Annotated in this window: 19 protein-coding genes; 9 read left to right on the top strand and 10 right to left on the bottom strand. The window is 67.1% G+C overall.

All coding sequences use genetic code 11. The features are described from left to right. Positions 1–10: 10 nt before the first annotated feature. The 3 genes from ACP7AR_RS14215 to ACP7AR_RS14205 all read right to left on the bottom strand — a co-directional run bounded on the left by ACP7AR_RS14215 (position 11) and on the right by ACP7AR_RS14205 (position 3286). A complete protein-coding gene (locus ACP7AR_RS14215) occupies positions 11–991 on the bottom strand; it encodes an alpha-ketoacid dehydrogenase subunit beta (RefSeq protein ID WP_426187084.1) in 981 nt (326 codons plus the stop codon). Continuing rightward, entirely contained in the window at positions 988–2133 is a 1146-nt protein-coding gene (locus ACP7AR_RS14210) for a thiamine pyrophosphate-dependent dehydrogenase E1 component subunit alpha (protein WP_426187082.1), read from the bottom strand. The genes ACP7AR_RS14215 and ACP7AR_RS14210 overlap by 4 nt, the downstream gene beginning before the upstream one ends. Positions 2134–2218: 85 nt before the next feature. Continuing rightward, on the bottom strand, positions 2219–3286 hold the full coding sequence (locus ACP7AR_RS14205; protein WP_426187080.1) for a histidinol-phosphate transaminase: 1068 nt from the start codon (positions 3284–3286) through the stop codon (positions 2219–2221). Between the two features lie 78 nt (positions 3287–3364). Between ACP7AR_RS14205 and ACP7AR_RS14200 the strand changes: the two genes are divergently transcribed. Further along, positions 3365–3766 carry a phage holin family protein gene (locus ACP7AR_RS14200; RefSeq protein WP_426187078.1) on the top strand — a complete coding sequence of 134 codons (402 nt, stop codon included), beginning with the start codon at positions 3365–3367 and terminating at the stop codon, positions 3764–3766. 12 nt (positions 3767–3778) lie between these two features. Here ACP7AR_RS14200 and ACP7AR_RS14195 read toward each other — a convergent pair whose 3' ends face one another. Both ACP7AR_RS14195 and ACP7AR_RS14190 read right to left on the bottom strand, forming a co-directional pair. Continuing rightward, a complete protein-coding gene (locus ACP7AR_RS14195) occupies positions 3779–5065 on the bottom strand; it encodes a hypothetical protein (RefSeq protein ID WP_426187076.1) in 1287 nt (428 codons plus the stop codon). Further along, complete coding sequence (locus ACP7AR_RS14190; RefSeq protein WP_426187073.1) at positions 5062–5325, bottom strand: hypothetical protein; 264 nt, start codon at positions 5323–5325, stop codon at positions 5062–5064. Before ACP7AR_RS14190 ends, ACP7AR_RS14195 begins: the two co-directional genes overlap by 4 nt. A gap of 185 nt (positions 5326–5510) precedes the next feature. Between ACP7AR_RS14190 and ACP7AR_RS14185 the strand changes: the two genes are divergently transcribed. Together ACP7AR_RS14185 and purB are read left to right on the top strand one after the other, a co-directional pair. Then, a complete protein-coding gene (locus tag ACP7AR_RS14185; protein ID WP_426187070.1) occupies positions 5511–6053 on the top strand; it encodes a low molecular weight protein-tyrosine-phosphatase in 543 nt (180 codons plus the stop codon). Then, positions 6050–7432 (top strand): adenylosuccinate lyase, encoded by a 1383-nt coding sequence (gene purB, locus ACP7AR_RS14180; RefSeq protein WP_426187767.1) that lies wholly within the window; start codon positions 6050–6052, stop codon positions 7430–7432. The genes ACP7AR_RS14185 and purB overlap by 4 nt, the downstream gene beginning before the upstream one ends. Before the next feature lie 12 nt (positions 7433–7444). Here purB and ACP7AR_RS14175 read toward each other — a convergent pair whose 3' ends face one another. After that, positions 7445–7825, bottom strand: coding sequence for a hypothetical protein (locus ACP7AR_RS14175; protein ID WP_426187067.1), 381 nt, complete (start codon positions 7823–7825; stop codon positions 7445–7447). Further along, positions 7822–8481, bottom strand: a complete 660-nt coding sequence (locus ACP7AR_RS14170; RefSeq protein ID WP_426187064.1) for an acyl-CoA synthetase — start codon at positions 8479–8481, stop codon at positions 7822–7824. Before ACP7AR_RS14170 ends, ACP7AR_RS14175 begins: the two co-directional genes overlap by 4 nt. Positions 8482–8776: 295 nt before the next feature. Between ACP7AR_RS14170 and ACP7AR_RS14165 the strand changes: the two genes are divergently transcribed. Continuing rightward, on the top strand, positions 8777–9688 hold the full coding sequence (locus tag ACP7AR_RS14165; protein ID WP_426187061.1) for a hypothetical protein: 912 nt from the start codon (positions 8777–8779) through the stop codon (positions 9686–9688). Between the two features lie 154 nt (positions 9689–9842). Here ACP7AR_RS14165 and ACP7AR_RS14160 read toward each other — a convergent pair whose 3' ends face one another. Together ACP7AR_RS14160 and ACP7AR_RS14155 are read right to left on the bottom strand one after the other, a co-directional pair. Continuing rightward, entirely contained in the window at positions 9843–10685 is an 843-nt protein-coding gene (locus tag ACP7AR_RS14160) for a sulfurtransferase (protein WP_426187058.1), read from the bottom strand. Positions 10686–10704: 19 nt separating this feature from the next. After that, positions 10705–11529, bottom strand: a complete 825-nt coding sequence (locus ACP7AR_RS14155) for a helix-turn-helix domain-containing protein (protein WP_426187055.1) — start codon at positions 11527–11529, stop codon at positions 10705–10707. 111 nt (positions 11530–11640) lie between these two features. Between ACP7AR_RS14155 and ACP7AR_RS14150 the strand changes: the two genes are divergently transcribed. Further along, positions 11641–11994 carry a nuclear transport factor 2 family protein gene (locus tag ACP7AR_RS14150; RefSeq protein WP_426187052.1) on the top strand — a complete coding sequence of 118 codons (354 nt, stop codon included), beginning with the start codon at positions 11641–11643 and terminating at the stop codon, positions 11992–11994. 126 nt (positions 11995–12120) lie between these two features. On the opposite strand, the gene ACP7AR_RS14145 is transcribed toward ACP7AR_RS14150, so the two are convergent. Further along, positions 12121–13524: a cell division initiation protein gene (locus ACP7AR_RS14145; protein WP_426187049.1), complete on the bottom strand. Its 1404-nt coding sequence runs from the start codon at positions 13522–13524 to the stop codon at positions 12121–12123. Between the two features lie 246 nt (positions 13525–13770). On the opposite strand from ACP7AR_RS14145, the gene ACP7AR_RS14140 reads away from it, so the two are divergent. The 4 genes from ACP7AR_RS14140 to ACP7AR_RS14125 all read left to right on the top strand — a co-directional run bounded on the left by ACP7AR_RS14140 (position 13771) and on the right by ACP7AR_RS14125 (position 16416). Continuing rightward, positions 13771–14742, top strand: a complete 972-nt coding sequence (locus ACP7AR_RS14140; RefSeq protein ID WP_426187046.1) for an acetylxylan esterase — start codon at positions 13771–13773, stop codon at positions 14740–14742. A 134-nt stretch (positions 14743–14876) separates the two neighbouring features. Next, entirely contained in the window at positions 14877–15347 is a 471-nt protein-coding gene (locus tag ACP7AR_RS14135; protein ID WP_426187043.1) for an acyl-CoA thioesterase, read from the top strand. A 115-nt stretch (positions 15348–15462) separates the two neighbouring features. Next, positions 15463–15825 (top strand): helix-turn-helix domain-containing protein, encoded by a 363-nt coding sequence (locus ACP7AR_RS14130; RefSeq protein WP_426187040.1) that lies wholly within the window; start codon positions 15463–15465, stop codon positions 15823–15825. A gap of 117 nt (positions 15826–15942) precedes the next feature. Next, a complete protein-coding gene (locus ACP7AR_RS14125; protein WP_426187037.1) occupies positions 15943–16416 on the top strand; it encodes a hypothetical protein in 474 nt (157 codons plus the stop codon). The last annotated feature ends 8 nt before the right edge of the window (positions 16417–16424 follow it).

Below are 16424 nucleotides of genomic sequence, written 5' to 3'. Positions count from 1 at the left end.
GGAACGAGTGTCAGTAGGCCAGTGACCGGTCGACGGCCTCGAGGATGCGGTCGGCATCCGGGAGGAAGGTGCCCTCGAGTTTTGCGGGCGGGAACGGAGCGTCGTACCCCGACACCCGAAGCACCGGGGCCTCGAGGGCGTAGAACGCGCGCTCCATGACGGTGGCGGCGATCTCCCCGCCGAGGCTGTTGAAGCTCGGTGCCTCCTGCGCGTAGACCATGCGACCGGTCTTGCGTGCGGAGTCGAGGATGGGTCCGTAGTCGACCGGCGACAATGACCGCACGTCGACGACCTCGCAGCTCGTACCCTCGCTCTCGGCGAGCGCAGCGGCCTGCAGCAGGGTCGTGACCATGGCGCCGTGTCCGACCAAGGTGACATCAGTGCCGGTGCGCACCACACGTGACGAGTGCAGCGGCGCCGCGGACTTCTCGATGTCGACCTCGCCCTTCTGCCAGTACTTGCTCTTCGGCTCGAGGAAGATGATCGGGTCGTTCGAGGTGATCGCCTCCTGGATCATCCAGTACGCGTCGTTCGGTGTCGACGGCGAGACGACCCGAAGCCCTGGAGTGTGCGCGAAGTAGGTCTCCGGACTCTCCTGATGGTGCTCGACCGCGCCGATGTGGCCGCCGTAGGGGATGCGGATCACGATCGGCATCGACAGCGCGCCCTCGTGCCGGTTGGTGATCTTCGCCAGCTGCGTGGTGATCTGATCGAATGCGGGGAACACGAACCCGTCGAACTGGATCTCGCAGACGGGACGGAACCCGCCCATCGCGAGGCCGATGGCCGTACCGACGATGCCCGACTCCGCGAGCGGGGTGTCGAGCACGCGGTTCTCACCGAAGTCGCGCTGCAGGTGCTCGGTGATGCGGAACACTCCACCGAGCTTTCCGATGTCCTCGCCCATCAGCAGGACGCGCGGGTCGTCCTGCATTGCCTTGCGCAGGCCGGCGTTGAGTGCCTTGCTGAACGGCATCGTCTCGAGCGTCATGCGTGACCTCCCCCGTTCTGCGTCGGCTGTTCGAACGATGACTCGTACTGCTCGCGCCACGCGCGTTGCTCGTCCATCAGCGGATGCGGCTCGCTGTACACATGGTCGAAGATCTTGTTCGCACGGGGCGGCTCCAGGGTGAGGGTGCGGACGCGGAGGTCTTCTGCGGCATCCGCTCCCTCCGCGTCCACCTCGTCGAAGAACGAGCAGGCGGCTCCACGGCCCTCGAGGAACGCGCGCATGCGCGTGATCGGGTCGCGCAGCTGCCACGATTCCTCCTCGTCGCTGGTGCGGTACTTCGTCGGATCGTCGCTCGTGGTGTGCGCACCGAGGCGATAGGTCTCGGCCTCGATCGCACGAGGCCCCTTGCCCGCTCGCGCTTCATCGAGCGCGACACGAGAGACGGCGTAGCTGGCGAGCACGTCGTTGCCGTCGACGCGGATGCTGTCGATGCCGTAACCCGCGCTGCGCTGAGCGAACGGCACGCGCGTCTGCGTCGCGACGGGCACGGAGATCGCCCATTGGTTGTTCTGGAGGAAGAAGACGGTCGGGGTCTGGTAGCTGGCGGCGAAGACCATCGCCTCATGCACATCGCCCTGGCTCGAGGCGCCGTCACCGTAGTAGACGATCACCGCTTCGTCACGCTCAGGATCACCCGTCCCCGAACGGTCCCCGAAATTCAGGCCCATGGCGAAGCCGGTCGCGTGCAGCACCTGCGAGCCGAGCACCAGCGTGTACAGCCGGGTGTTGCCGTTCGCAGGGTCGGTCGGATCCCAGCCTCCATGCGAGATGCCGCGCATCAGCTTGATGATGCCGATCGGATCGACGCCCCGGATGCGAGCGACGGCGTGCTCGCGATACGAGGGGAACAGCGTGTCCTGCGCACGCGCGGCGCGCGCAGAGCCCACCTGCGCCGCTTCCTGCCCCCGGCTCGGCGGCCAGAGCGCCAGCTGCCCCTGACGCTGCAGGTTCGTGGCTTGATTGTCGATGGCGCGGATGACGACCATGTCGCGATAGAACTGCTCGAGCTCTGCATCACTGATCGCTTCGATCAGCGGCAGGTACTGCTCGGCGGCAGGGCTGGGCGCGAAGCGGCCATCCGCCTCGAGGACGCGGACGAGATCGGTCTCTGACGAGGTCACCGTTCTACGCTATCCGAGCCGACATGCCCGGTCACGCATACCTAGGACACCCTCGTATCTGCCCGGAACCCGGAGAAACCGCTGGTCAGCGCATGGTGGAGGCGACGTGGAGCACCCGGTCGATGGAGGTCTCCTCGCCGACGGAGATCCGGATGCCGTCACCCGAGAACGGCCTGACGATGATGTCGGCGGCCACGAAAGACGCGGCGATCTCGTCGGTGCGCTCGCCGGCGGGCAGCCACACGAAGTTGCCCTGCGCGTCCGGGACGTCCCAGCCGTGCGCACGCAGTCCGTCCAGCAGACGCGTGCGCCGCTCGACGATCACCGCGACCCGGTCGAGGAGCTCGCCCTCGGCGTCGAGGCTCGCGATCGCTGCGGTCTCGGCCGCGGCGGTGACGGACAACGGGATGCCGGTGGCCCTGGCCGCATCGAGCACCTTGGCCTGACCGATCGCATAGCCGACGCGGAGCCCGGCGAGTCCGTACGCCTTGGAGAAGGTGCGCAGCACGACGACGTTCGGATGACTCTCGAACACGCGCCCGGCGAGACCGTCGACCGCATCCTCCGCGGTGACGAACTCGGCGTACGCCTCATCGAGGATGACCAGCACGTCGGCGGGCACCTTGGCGATGAATGCCGCGAACTCGTCGCTCGTGATGATCGGCCCCGTGGGGTTGTTCGGGGTGCACAGCAGAATCGCTCGGGTGTGCTCGGTGACGGCATCCGCCATCGCGTCGAGATCGTGGCGTGCATCAGCGGTCAGCGGCACCTGCACGCCGGTCGCGCCGGCGACGAGAGGCAGGCCGGGGTACGCCTCGAAGGACCGCCACGCGTAGATGACCTCATCGCCGACGGATGCCGCGGCCTGCACCAGTTGGTACAGGATGGCGACGCTGCCGCTGGCGACGTGCACCTGGTCGAGGTCGACGCCGTAGCGCGCCGCCAGTCGCTCGCGCAGGCGGGTCGCCGAGGCATCGGGGTACCGATTGATCGGCGTGGTGTGCGCGAGTGCCTCGAGCACGGCCGGCAGAGGCTCGAACGGATTCTCGTTGCTGGAGAGCTTGAAGGCATCCGGGCCCGCCTGCTTGCCCTGCCGGTACGGCGCGAGGGCGGCGATCTCTGGACGGATGCGGGGAAGGATCGGCTCGGTCACGACGTCAGTCTACGAGCGGGGCGGAGGAATCCCTCGTCCGGTGACAACCGCGACCCCTCATGGGAGACTGAATCCACCATGCGCTTCATCATCAGAGTCATCATCAACGCATTCGCCCTGTGGGTCGTCACCCTGATCCCTGTGCTGCAGGTCGTGGTCGTCGCATTCCCTCCCGGGGAGACCCTGCAGCTGGTACTCACGCTGCTCGCGGTCGGAGCGATCTTCGCAGTGGTCAACACGATCATCGGCACGGTCATCAAGATCGTCGCCTTCCCGCTGTACATCCTCACGCTCGGACTCATCGGCTTCATCATCAACGGCTTCCTGCTGTGGCTGACCGCGTGGATCACGTCGGGCTTCGGCTGGGGCCTGACGGTCGGCAGCTTCTGGTGGGGCGTGCTGGCGGCGATCATCATCTCGATCATCAACGCCGTGTTCGGCGGCATCCTTCGTCCGCAGAAGCGGCAGCGCCGCGACTGATCGCCACGCCGGTCATCGCCGGCGCGCCACATACTCCGTCGATTCGATCGACAAGGCTTCATCGAGTTCCCTTGCCTTATCGATCCACGCCTCCAGCCGCACGTCCCCTGATGCGTCGACCATCTCGGCGGTCTCGGTATAGCTCTCCATCAGATGCGCCGGCAGCAGCAGATCGAGAGCGTCACCGTCTCGGGTGACGACGACGCTGTCCGGCGAGCCGGTGCCGCCCGGCGCCCCGCCTCCGGAGAGGCTGCTGACCACATCGTCGGTGTGCCGAAGCTCGATCAGCAGCTGGTCATCGCCGACCGTCGGATGCACGGGACTGCCCGCCGTGACCTGGACGGTCACGTCGAACTCGCTCTGCGATGACAGGTACGCGGCGTTGATCGCTGACTGCGAGTGCGCGTAGACCTGCACCTCGTCGCCTGGTCGGGCGCCGGCCGCCTCCAGTGCCTCGACCGTCGCCACGTACGAGGCTGATTCGTGCCCGGTGTACAGGTCGACATTGGACCGCATGTCGAAGGGCTCCTTCGGATCGACGCTCACCTGCGTCCCCTTCGCATAGAGCACGAACCGGTTCGTCCCGTTCGGCATGGTGTATCTCTCGACCTTGAGTTGCGCGTTCGGCGCCGTCGGGAACCGCCGAAGCGCCTCAGCCAGGCTCGATGGTGGAGCGATCGGCGTGCCCGTCTTCACGGGTGTCACCGAGACCGGCCCACCGCTCCCCGACAACGTCGCGTTCGGTGCGAGCCTGCCGGCGCCTGATGAGCCGACCAACGCCACCACGCCCAACATCATCGCCAGATCGGGTCCCGCTGCGCCCGCGGGGCCGAAACGACCCGCATCGAGCTGCTCCGTCAATCCTTCGAACCTCCCCTCCTTCCATCCCGCCAGCAGCCATTGCTCCATCTCGGCCACCCGCGGATCGGATGCCTCGAGCTGTGCGATGCGTGCATTGAGGGCGAAAGCCTGCGCGCTGTCCTGGATCGCGAGCGCCGCCAGCTGCGCCCGCAGCTCGACCAGTTCGTAGACGTCAGCCATGAGCATGGTGTTCGAGGACGCCGACCGGCATTCGTCGTGCAGCATGTCGGCACGATCTGCACTCGCCCACAGCGCCACGGAGTCCACTCGGGCGCTGAGCTCCGGCGTGGCCACGATGAAGCCGTGGGCGTTGCGGATCGCAGCGGCGGCATCCGCGAACATCGGTGCTGTTCTGCCCATCGCAGCCGCGACGGCTCGCAGCGCGTCGGGGTCGACGGCGATCGCCCCTCCGTGAGTGATGTCGACGCCATCGCTCATGATCGTCCTGCCGCATCGATCTCGCACGATCGACTGCGCACCACGCCGACCTCCGCTGTGGTGCGCTCCTTCAGGTCGACGATCAGCACGTGCAATGCACGAACGCCATCGGCCTGCCACTCGCTGGCGTCCACGAGAGGCAGCAGCGCCGCTCCGGCATCTTCGAGGGCGATGATGGCCTCGTCGACGGCGCGCTGCGCCGAGAACAGCTTCCAGAGGCCGTTCGAGCTCCAGGCCGCAGCCCCGATGATGTTCAGCATGCGCCAAGGATGCCGCGCGAAGCCGATCGAGATTCGGGCCGAAACGCGAACCGTGCAGAGTCGGCTCGATCGTCACGCAGTGCAGGAGAAGAACGGTGAAGCCGTGCGGTAAGAGATCGGCGTCGGGGGGCGAGAAGAGGGCATCACGACTGTGCAGGAAGGATGCCGACGGGCAGAATGGATCCGTGACATCGCCCGAGCCCTTCCGCGTGATCTTCGTGTGCACGGGCAACATCTGCCGATCTCCGATGGCGGAGGTGGTGTTCCGTGACCTCGCCGAGCGCCAGGGGCTCGGATCGCGCATCGCATCGAGCAGCGCCAGCACCGGTGAGTGGCATGTGGGCGAGCGCGCCGACGCCCGAACCATCGAGGCGCTCGAACGCCGCGGGTACGACGGATCCCGTCATCGCGCGAAGCCGTTCACCGCAGCATCCTTCGCCGACAACGACCTCGTCGTCGCGTTGGATCGCACTCACGAGCGGATACTCAGGGAATGGGCGCGCGACGAGGATCAGGAGGGCAAGGTCACCTTGCTGCTGTCGTTCGATCGTGACGCCGAGAACCTGGACGTGCCCGATCCGTACTATGCGGAGGCGGAGATGTTCGACGCCGTGCTGGCTATGATTGAGACCGCGACCCGAGGCCTGTTCCGCCAGCTCGAACCCGCCCTGCGTCAGAGCCGCACGTCGCCCCACAATCGAGGGGCCCGATCAGGAGGACTCCCCTGACTTCCCCGAACTCCTTCCCCGTCCAGCCGCTGAGCCCCCTCGACGGGCGCTACCGCCCGGCGGTCGCACCGCTCGGCGACTACCTCTCCGAGGCGGGGCTCAACCGCGCCCGCGTCGAAGCCGAGGTCGAGTGGCTGATCGCACTCACGGATCACTCGCTGTTCGGCACGTCGCCGCTGGCTGAGGCGGACAAAGATCGCCTTCGCGGCCTGTATCGCGACTTCGGACAGAACGAGATCGACTGGCTCGCCGAGAAGGAAGCCGTCACTCGCCACGATGTGAAAGCCGTGGAATACCTCGTGCGCGACCGCCTGTCCGCCCTCGGCCTCGACTCGATCGCAGAGCTGACGCACTTCGCGTGCACCAGCGAGGACATCAACTCCGTCTCGTACGCGCTCACCGTGAAGCGCGCGGTCGAGAACGTCTGGCTGCCGGCGTTCGACGGCCTGATCGCCAAGCTGCGCGAACTGTCGATCGAGCACGCGGATGCCGCGATGCTCTCCCGCACGCACGGCCAACCCGCAACGCCATCGACGATGGGCAAGGAGCTGGCCGTCTTCGCCTGGCGCCTCGAGCGCGTGCGCGCGCAGATCGCCGCATCCGACCACCTCGCGAAGTTCTCCGGCGCGACCGGCACTTGGTCGGCTCACCTCGCCGCCGACCCCGACGCCGACTGGCCGACGATCGCCCGCGAGTACGTCGAGGGTCTGGGCCTCGGGTTCAATAACCTGACCACGCAGATCGAGTCGCATGACTGGCAGGTCGAGCTCTACGACCGGGTCCGTCATGCCGGCGGCATCCTGCACAACCTCGCGACCGACATCTGGACCTACATCTCGATCGGCTACTTCACGCAGATCCCGGTCGCCGGCGCCACCGGCTCGTCGACGATGCCGCACAAGATCAACCCGATCCGCTTCGAGAACGCCGAGGCGAACCTCGAGCTGTCGGCTGCGCTGCTCGGATCGCTCTCGCAGACGCTCGTCACCTCACGTCTGCAGCGCGATCTCACCGACTCGACCACTCAGCGCAACATCGGCGTCGCGTTCGGGCACTCGCTGCTCGCGCTCGACAATCTGCGTCGGGGCCTGAACGAGATCTCACTGGCCCGCGACGTGCTGCTGGCCGACCTCGACGTGAACTGGGAGGTTCTCGCCGAGGCGATCCAGACCGTCATCCGCGCCGAGGTCGTCGCCGGGCGCTCGACGATCAGCGATCCGTACGCGCTGCTCAAGGAGCTGACCCGCGGTCACCGTGTGGGGGCGGCGGAGCTGGCATCCTTCGTCGAGGGTCTCGAGATCGGGGATGCCGCGAAGCAGCGGCTGCTCGAACTCACCCCCGCGACGTACATCGGCATCGCCGAGCGCCTCGCGAAGTAGGGCGCAGGCGGCTCAGGACTTCGAGGAGTCTGAGTCGCCGGAGTTCGACGTGTCCGAGTCGCTCGGGTTCGACGTGCCGTCGCCGGGCTCTTCGTCGTAGAGGACCGGGCGATCGAGCGTCTTGTCCTGGTACTCGCGCGGGTCCACAGCGAGTATCAGCATCGACATGATGAGCAGTGTGACGATGAACGCGCCACCGCCGATGACCAGCCCGAGGGCGATCGGCGTCAGGCCCTGATACGTGCCGTTCGCGATCCCCACGTTGACGCGAGAAGTGAATGCACCGGTCGACACGAGCGTGACCACTGCGGCGAAGATGCCGCACGCGAGTGCGATCCCGAGCAGGTGCAGTGGACGCAGCAGCTCTCGACGGTTGGTCTTCTTCTCGTTCACGCGGCTCCTCCAGTCTCGGCCGAAGCGTTCGTGGCGCCATCGGTGTCGGCATGCTCGGTCGTCACGTCATCCGTCGCGCTCGGGCGATTCGGGGAGAAGCCGGCGATCGCGAGGAACACGGCGACGATCGCGGTGTAGCCGCCGACCATGCCAACCGCCAGAATGATGCCGGTGAGCGTCAGTGCCTCAGCGCCGACCGCGTATTGCAGCGAGTACCCGGCGGGAATGATGAGCAGGACCACAGCGAGCACGAGCCCGAGGGCACCGACGGTGATCGCATCCTTCGCGGTCGCGTCGGTGCGTCGGACGCGGAGCCCGGCGATGAGCTCGACGAGACCGGTCGCCGCGGCCCAGATGATCACGACGACGAAGAACACCGAGTCGGTGCGCCACGTCGGGACACCGCTGACGATCGCCGTGAGCAGATCGATGGCGCCGAGCATGATGAGCGGCCACCGTGAACCTGAGGGCACTGCGAGCCAGGCACCGAGAACGAAGATGAATCCGCTGGCCGCGACGAATCCGCCGAACACGGCGAACCCGACGGCCGCCGAGTGATCCGGCGAGAAGGTGATCATGAGTGCCGCTGCCGCCGCGAAAAGAGCGCGCAGCAATTGGATGTGGCGCACGGTGAAGGTGCGAGCTGGGGCAGACATGACGATTCCTCGGTCTTCCGGGGTGGTGTGTCCAGTCTACGCGTGGGCGAACAGCGCACGCGCCCGACGGCGTGCAGTGCGACTGCGGGGTTCGGCGGCGTCCCCAGAACGGTCGCCGAACCCCGCAGTCCACGCAGGGGGCACTGCGTCAGGTCATGCGTCGACGCAGATGCGAGCTCCGCCTGCGACGATCTGACCCCGTGACCTGCGCATGGCACCTCGGGCCCGAGGTGCCTGCGACCGGCCCTATGCTCAAGGTACCGACTGGTTCTTCACATACCTGGGGAGGTCTGTGATGTACGAAGAAGATTCAGCGAGCGCCGAGCGCGCGACCGACTTCGCAACCGCATTGCGGGCGACGATCCGGGCACGGGGTGCCACACTCACATGGTTGCGGGAACGCCTGGCGGCCAGCGGCAATCCCGTGTCTGCGGCGACCCTCAGCTATTGGCGTTCCGGCGCCAGGCGTCCGGAAGGGCCGCAATCGCTCGCGGCGGTCGATGAGATCGAATCGCTGCTGCAGATGGATGCCGGTGCGCTGAGCCGGCTCGTCGGTCCGAGTCAGCGCGTCGGGCCCATCGGTACCCCGCAGTATCCGCTCGAGGCTGCACGCCTGGAGCAGGCGACTGCCGAGACCTTCACCGCGCTGGGGGCACCGGTCATGGACCCCGGACGCGATGTCTCGACCACAGCGGTGACAGAGGTGGGCGCCGACGGGTCCGTGATCTCGCGCACGACTCGCACGCTGCTGCAGTGCACCTCCGGCACGATCACCAATGTGCCGTACCTCGACCTCACGCCCGGCGTCCGCACGCCCGCGCCCATCTTCAGCGTGGTCTCCGGCGGTCACATCTCACGACTCCACTCGCATCCGAGCGGCGAAGTGCATGGTGCGATGTTCGAACTCGAACGCCCGCTGGGGCCGGCCCAGACCACGATGCTGGAATGGAAGCTGGAGTTCCCTCCCGGCTATCCTCCGAACTCCGAGACCGGCCACGGCGTCGCCCGTCGAGCCCGCGAGCTGGTCCTGTGGACCAGATTCAGTCCAGACGCGCTTCCCGATTGGATCGAGGAGGTCGAGGAGACGCCGACCGAGACGATCGTGACTCCGCTCTTCCTCGAAGGCGCGACGACCATCCATCAGGTGCGGCAGGCCTGGGGCCCTGGGATGCTGGTGCTCCGCTGGGGGTACGGCGAACGGCAGTGACGTGGCGTCACGGCTGCTGACCGCCTCCAACGCACCCGATCGAGGCCGCGCCCCCTTGAAAGGAGAAAAGTGCCGGTCATTCACGATGGGAGCGGGTACTTTTCTCCTTTGAAAGCGCCGTGCGACGCTGCGACGTGAGACCGCGCGCGCGTGGCTACTCGCCCGTGGCGACCGGACGGCCGGGGGTGTTCGACCACTGGCTCCAGGAGCCGTGGAAGATCTTCGCGTCGATGCCCGCTTCAGCGAGCACCAGAGCGGTGTGCGCGGCGGTGATGCCTGATCCGCAATACGCCGCGACCGGGGTGCCGTCGTCGATGCCGGCATCCGCAAAGTTCTTCTTGAGCGTCTCGAGATCGAGCAGGGTGCCATCGCCCGCGACGTGCTTCCCGGTCGGCAGGTTGACCGCTCCGGGAATGTGTCCTGCGACCGGATCGAGCGGTTCTGTCTCGCCTCGGAAGCGCTCAGGCGCACGCACATCGAGCAGCACACCGGATGCCGGGAACGCCGCTGCCTCGTCGATCGTCAGGCTGTCGCCCGCGACATCCGTCAACGTCACCGTTCCACGCGAGTACTCCATCGAACCGCTCTCGATGTCACCGCCGGCATCCTTCCAGGCCTGCCAACCGCCGTCGAGAACCTTCACATCGACGCCACCGTGTCGCAACAACCACCACGCGCGAGCCGCAGGCAGCCCGCCTGCGTCGTCATAGGCGACGACCACGTCACCGTCATCGAGACCCCACTGGCGCGCAGCATCCTGCACCTGCGCGGTGGAGGGCAGCGGATGCCGCCCTTCATCGGGCCGGCCGTGCCGCGACAATTCGCGCTCGAGATCGACGAACACCGCTCCGGGGATGTGTCCCTGGAGGTATTCCTCTCGCCCGTCGGGCTGCGCGCGGCCGCCGGGAATGCTCAGACGCCAGCGCACATCGATGACGCGCACGGCATCGTCGCGTACCAACTCGGCCAACTCGGTCACGCTCACCAGATGGGACATGTTTCCAGGCTACGACGCATCACCCGCGACTTCCGTCAGTTCGGGAGCACCCCGGGTCCATTCCCGACCCCGTGAATGCCGCCGCCGTCGTGGCATCGGCCGGATAGAACGCCTCGATGTGGAGGTCGTCGACCGTGACGTCCATCGCGGAGACGACGGACGCGGCGATGCTGAAGAAGGACAGCTCCTCGTCTCCGACGCTCAATCGCAACGGCACGACGACATCACGCGGCGCGGCGCGTTCCGCGTCCGGTCCAGGGTAGCGGCCCGCCTCTTCGAGCAGCTCACCCAGTTGCGGGTCGGCGGTGCGCTCGAATCGATGCCGCACCTGGCCGAGCAGGAACGACCTCCACTGCCCGAGGTTGCGGATGCGCGGCGCCAACCCGTCCGGGTGCAACGACAGCCGGACCGCGTTCACCGGCGGCTCGAGCAAGTGATCGGCGCATCCGGCGAGGAGCAGATCGGTGGCGGCGTTGCGATCCACCACATTCCACCATCGATCGAGGACCAGGGCGGGATGGGGCATGTGGGCGTCGAGAAGCACGCGAAAGGCGTCGGCGATCGCATGCAGTTCGGGCGATCGAAGGTCCCGCTCCAGGTACTGCGGTGCGTATCCGGCGGCCAGGAACAGTTCGTTCCGCTCTCGCAGCGGCACCTCCAATGACGCCGCGAGACGATCGATCATGTTCGGCGTCGGTCGGGATCGGCCCGTCTCCACGAAGCTCAGATGTCTGGCTGAAACCTCGGTGTCCAGCGCGAGCTGCATCTGCGTCAGTCGTCGACGCTCGCGCCATCTCTTGAGAAGCGCGCCGACCGGGGCGTCATCCTGCACCTTCATCGTCATGCCTCCGACCCTAGCCACTCCGTGTTCCCTACCGATTACCTCAGGGGTAATCGACGCGATGACCTCGATGCGATCGACTGTGGACATCACAACACCGATAGGAGTCACACCATGAACGACATCGTGAACGCATATCTCGACACGTGGAACGCACGGACGGATGCAGACAAGAAAGCGCTCCTCGAGCGGCACTGGTCTGCAGACGCGACGTACGTAGACCCGCTGGCGGAGGTCGCCGGACGCGAGAGCATCGGCAGTGTCATCGAGGCGGTCCACGCGCAGTTCCCCGACTTCGTGTTCAGCCAGGTGGCCGAGCCGGACAGCCATCACGCGCAGACGCGCTTTCAGTGGGGGCTCGGGCCCGCGGATGAAGAACCGATCATCATCGGCTTCGACGTCATCACCGAGGACGAGGACGGACGCATCCGTACCGTGGTCGGCTTCCTCGACAGGGTTCCTGCCTGAGCCGCGCCCTGCGACGACGCGATGAAAGGAGGAAAGTGTCGGTCCTGCACGTCGGGAACCGGCACTTTCCTCCTTTGACGCGCAAGACGCGACGGGCGTCCGGGAGTGTTCGGCCTCGGAGAGGAGTCAGTTCTTGACTGCTTCGTCCTCTTCGTCGTCGGATGCGTCGTCGTCGTCGTCGAGCTCATCCTCTTCGACGTCGGGAACCAGCTCGATGACCTCGTCGCCCTCTTCGAGCACATCGATGTCGTCCGCGTCTTCCGCTTCGTCCTCGTCGGCGGCATCCGACCCGAGCACCCCGTCGGGGCGGATGAGCTCGCGCACCTCGGCCATGAAACTGTTGAGCTGCTGCTGCTGCCAGCGCAGCTGACGTGTGCGGTCCTCGGCGTCGCGCAGCACCTCGGTCGTGTGACCGGTGACGGTGCTGACGATCTTCTGCGCCTTCACGCGTGCGCGCTCCAGCGTCTCGCGGGCGCGCACCTGCGCGTCGGCCTCGATGGCCTGAGCCTGCGAGCGCATCAGACGCTCGTAGTCGTCGGCCTTCGCGGAGATGCGCTTGGAGTGCTCAAGGGATGCCGCGACCTGCTCGTTCGCGTCGGTCGTGATGCGCTCCGCGTGGGCGACGGCCTGGTTGTGCAGCAGCAGGAACTCCTGCTGCGCGTCGTCCTGCCGACGTGTCAGGGTCTCCTCGAACTCCAGCACCCGAGCATTCATCTCGCGCACCTCGCGCTCAGCATCCGAACGCTGCTGGCTCGTCTCGCGGGTGACCATGGAGCGCAGCGCCGCCGAGCCCTTCTCGGCCTCGGTGCGAACGGTCGCGGCCTCCTGCTCGGCCTGGATGACCTTCTCCGACGCGTGGGCTGCCTCGCGCTGGATGGTCGCCTCGTGCGCCGTGTACTCGGTGTCGATGCGCAGACGCACCTGATCGGCGTCATGCTGCGCCTGCGCGGTGATGCGATCGACCTCGGCGGCGAGCTCGACCCGACGCGACTCCGCCTCCTCGCGGGCGGCCTCCAGCAGACGCTCGGCCTGCACTGCCGCGTTCTGGATCAGTACCGTCGCCTGCTCTTCGGCGACTCTCAGCACGGCCTCGAACTGCAGGCGCGAGCCCTCGGTGTCCGCTCCGGTCTTGGGCGCATCGACGAGTTCGCTCGTCAGCGTCGCGACCTGCTGCTCTGCGTCATCGGCCTGCGCACGGGCGGCGGCGAGGTCTGCTTCCAGCGCGGCGACGCGCTCTTCGTTCTGCGCCTCGAGCTCCGCGATGCGGGCCTCGCTCTCGGCGAGCGCAGACTCGACCTCGGATCGCACCGATTCGACGTCCCGACTCACGCCAGCGCGAGCCTCGGCCAGTTCCGCATCCGCTCGCTGCACCTGCATCCGCAATCCGGCGAGTGCGGCATCGACCTCGCCGCGGTCGTACCCGCGGAAGCCGATCGTGAAGGTGCCCTGTTCCCTGGGCTGGCCCTGAGCCAGTTGATCGAAGAAGTCGGCCCCATGCTCGTCGACGTTGTTCTCGGCGGAGTTGCTCACAGGGGGGCCTTTCTGGAGGGTGCTCACCGGGCGGCCTTCACGACGCAGATCGTCAGAGAAGAAAGGTGACGGCTTGCAATTTCTGGGGGAGGGAGTCGAGCTGCGAACTCGTTACTCAGCCTAATGAGTTCGCCTGTCCTGCGGAACCGCGAGATGCTCATGCGGGCGCGCACGTTGGTGCGCCGTTGCGGCATCGGCCATCTGCGCGGATAAACTGCCGCCGACCCCCGAGAGAAGGATGCCGCGATGCCGCGTTTCGACCTGCCAGTGGAGGAGCTCCGCTCCTATCGCCCCGACGTCGCGGAGCCCGCAGACTTCGACGACTTCTGGGAGCAGACTCTCGAGGAATCGCGTGCGGCGGCAGAGCCGATCCAGTTGCGCCGCATCGACTCCCCCTTGCAGTCGGTCGAGGTGTACGACGTGACCTTCAGCGGCTTCGGCGGCGACCCGGTGGGCGGATGGCTGCTGTTACCGGCCGACACCGATGAGCCATTGCCCGCGGTGGTGGAGTTCAACGGCTACGGCGGAGGACGCGGCCTGCCGCATGAACGGTTGGGATGGGCCTCGTCCGGGTATGCGCACTTCTTCATGGACACCCGCGGGCAGGGCAGCAACGGCGGCACTGGTGGCGTCACACCCGATCCGCATGGCTCAGGCCCGGCCGTCTCCGGGTTCATGACCCGTGGGATCGAAGACCAGAGCAGCTACTACTACCGACGCGTCTACACGGACGCCGTGCTCGCCATCGACGCGGTCCGTTCGCTGGATCGGGTCGATGCGGCACGCGTCGCCGTGTGCGGCGGAAGCCAGGGCGGCGGGATCGCGATCGCCGCTGCCGGGCTTTCCGCCGGACTCATCGCGGCGATGCCCGATGTTCCGTTCCTGTGCCAGTTCGAGCGCGCGGTGGGCTTCACCGGGCGCGACCCGTATAACGAGATCGCCCGCTATCTGTCGGTCCACCGCGGGATGGAGGATCGCGTTTTCGAGACCCTTTCGTACTTCGACGGCGTGAACCTCGCACGTCGGGCCACCGCCCCTGCGCTCTTCTCGGTCGCCCTGATGGATCCGGTGTGCCCGCCGTCGACGGTCTTCGCCGCACGCAACAGTTGGGGCGGCGTGGCGGAGATCGCCGAGTACGCATTCAACGAGCACGAGGGCGGGCAGGGTGTGCAGTGGCAGAAGCAGGCCGCCTTCCTCGCCGAGCAGCTCGCGGGTTAGGTGGGTGAGTTCCCGGCCGCAAGCCGGGCGGTGGTCGCGGTACTCGCCGGCTGGTCGGCGACGGATGCGGTGGCGGAGGTGCCGGTGCGCCCGGACGAAACATTCCCGAATCATCGGGCTCTTACGCTTGAGGAATGGCAAAGCACGCATCCGGTTGGAACCCCTCTGACGACGGCATCAACTTCCACACCCGCAAGTGGGTGCGCCCGGAGGATCTGAACGCGAACGGGTCGCTGTTCGGCGGAAGCCTGCTGAAGTGGATCGACGAGGAGGCGGCGATCTACGCGATCGTGCAGCTCGGCAACTACCGCGTCGTGACGAAGCTCATCTCGGAGATCAACTTCGAGGCATCCGCCCTGCAGGGAGATCTCATCGAGATGGGCCTGACCGCGACGCATTTCGGGCGCACCTCCCTGACGATGCGCGCAGTGGTGCGCAACATGATCACGCGCAAGCGCATCCTCACGATCGAGAAGATCGTCTTCGTCAGTCTCGGTGAAGACGGGCATCCCGTGCCGCATGGCTACTCGAACATCACCTATGACCGCGACCGCATGCCGCACGAGCACCCCGGCACCGGAACGATCAGTCTCCCTTCCGCCTGAGTTCCGGATCCGCACCGGCGCCGGTGCTCCCATCCGCCGGGCACGCAGAGGCTGTCGCTTTCTGCTCTGAGCAGAACAACGGTGACACCGGCGCACGGCGGAGTTACCGTGAACCATGGCCGAGATCGTCCCCTTCCCCCGTACGCCTCACCCGCCTCGCGGACCGCGCCCGCAGAACGGACCGGAGCCGCTCTGGCGCCACCTGCTCGGAGATCAGCTCCGTCGCCGCCGGCATGAGCGTGAAGAGACCCTCACCGAGACTGCCGACAAGGCCGGCGTCTCACCGCAGTACCTCTCCGAGATCGAGCGCGGGCTGAAGGAGCCGTCGAGCGAGATGATCGCCGCGGTGGCCGGGGCTCTCGACACGACGCTCATCGAACTCGCCAGCAGCGTCGCGGACGAGCTGCGCATGACCTCGGCACCGGCATCGGCCGTCGTGTCCGCTGGTGCTCGCGGAGCGTTCGCCCTCGCCGCCTGACGCTCGTTCTCACTGACGACGCGCGTCCCGCAACCGGCGCGCACCTCACCCGCTCGGGCGAGCCGGTTCGCCCCTCGGGGGGATGGCCGGGGCCTGGAGCCGCCTCACGATGGAGGCATGACACATCCCGACACCGCCGCATCCATCCCGTCCTCCGCTTCGTACACCGTCGCCGACGCCGCGCATCGCGACGGAGCATCCGTCCGTCCCGACCGGCTCACTGTCTCAGCCGCGATCGCGCTGCTGACGATCTCGGCTCTTCACACCGTGGCGTTCGCTCTGCACCCATGGTGGGGCGCATGGATGGCCGGACCATTCCGAACCACTCAGTTGCCGTTGGACGCGGCGGTGCAGTTCTGGGGACTCCCAGGCGGCTTCGTCGTTCCCGGAGTGCTCCTCGCGCTTCTCCTCCTGCGTGCCGGCCGACGCGGCGACACCGCGCCGCTCTACGTCTCGCTCATACTCGGCACCTGGGCACTCCTGTGCATATGGATGGTCGGCCCGAGCGGATTCCTGCTGCTGCTGATTCCCGCCACACTGCTGCTCATCGCGAGCCTCAGGTCGCGGCGCGGCACCGAGCGCCGGGGGTAGAGCAGGGC

Origin of the sequence: Microbacterium sp. TWP3-1-2b2 (genome assembly GCF_049896145.1) — a bacterium.
In the GTDB taxonomy this organism is placed as follows: domain Bacteria; phylum Actinomycetota; class Actinomycetes; order Actinomycetales; family Microbacteriaceae; genus Microbacterium.
The sequence above is the reverse complement of the archived record's forward strand: the minus strand, read 5'-3'. Positions and strand labels throughout refer to the sequence as shown.

Bases quoted from the DNA above. Each gene is read 5' to 3' on its own strand.
- ACP7AR_RS14215 (WP_426187084.1), bottom strand. From the start codon at position 991: ATGACGCTCGAGACGATGCCGTTCAGCAAGGCACTCAACGCCGGCCTG.
- ACP7AR_RS14200 (WP_426187078.1), top strand. From the start codon at position 3,365: ATGCGCTTCATCATCAGAGTCATCATCAACGCATTCGCCCTGTGGGTC.
- ACP7AR_RS14195 (WP_426187076.1), bottom strand. From the start codon at position 5,065: ATGAGCGATGGCGTCGACATCACTCACGGAGGGGCGATCGCCGTCGAC.
- ACP7AR_RS14190 (WP_426187073.1), bottom strand. From the start codon at position 5,325: ATGCTGAACATCATCGGGGCTGCGGCCTGGAGCTCGAACGGCCTCTGG.
- ACP7AR_RS14170 (WP_426187064.1), bottom strand. From the start codon at position 8,481: ATGTCTGCCCCAGCTCGCACCTTCACCGTGCGCCACATCCAATTGCTG.
- ACP7AR_RS14165 (WP_426187061.1), top strand. From the start codon at position 8,777: ATGTACGAAGAAGATTCAGCGAGCGCCGAGCGCGCGACCGACTTCGCA.
- ACP7AR_RS14160 (WP_426187058.1), bottom strand. From the start codon at position 10,685: ATGTCCCATCTGGTGAGCGTGACCGAGTTGGCCGAGTTGGTACGCGAC.
- ACP7AR_RS14155 (WP_426187055.1), bottom strand. From the start codon at position 11,529: ATGACGATGAAGGTGCAGGATGACGCCCCGGTCGGCGCGCTTCTCAAG.
- ACP7AR_RS14150 (WP_426187052.1), top strand. From the start codon at position 11,641: ATGAACGACATCGTGAACGCATATCTCGACACGTGGAACGCACGGACG.
- ACP7AR_RS14140 (WP_426187046.1), top strand. From the start codon at position 13,771: ATGCCGCGTTTCGACCTGCCAGTGGAGGAGCTCCGCTCCTATCGCCCC.
- ACP7AR_RS14135 (WP_426187043.1), top strand. From the start codon at position 14,877: ATGGCAAAGCACGCATCCGGTTGGAACCCCTCTGACGACGGCATCAAC.
- ACP7AR_RS14130 (WP_426187040.1), top strand. From the start codon at position 15,463: ATGGCCGAGATCGTCCCCTTCCCCCGTACGCCTCACCCGCCTCGCGGA.
- ACP7AR_RS14125 (WP_426187037.1), top strand. From the start codon at position 15,943: ATGACACATCCCGACACCGCCGCATCCATCCCGTCCTCCGCTTCGTAC.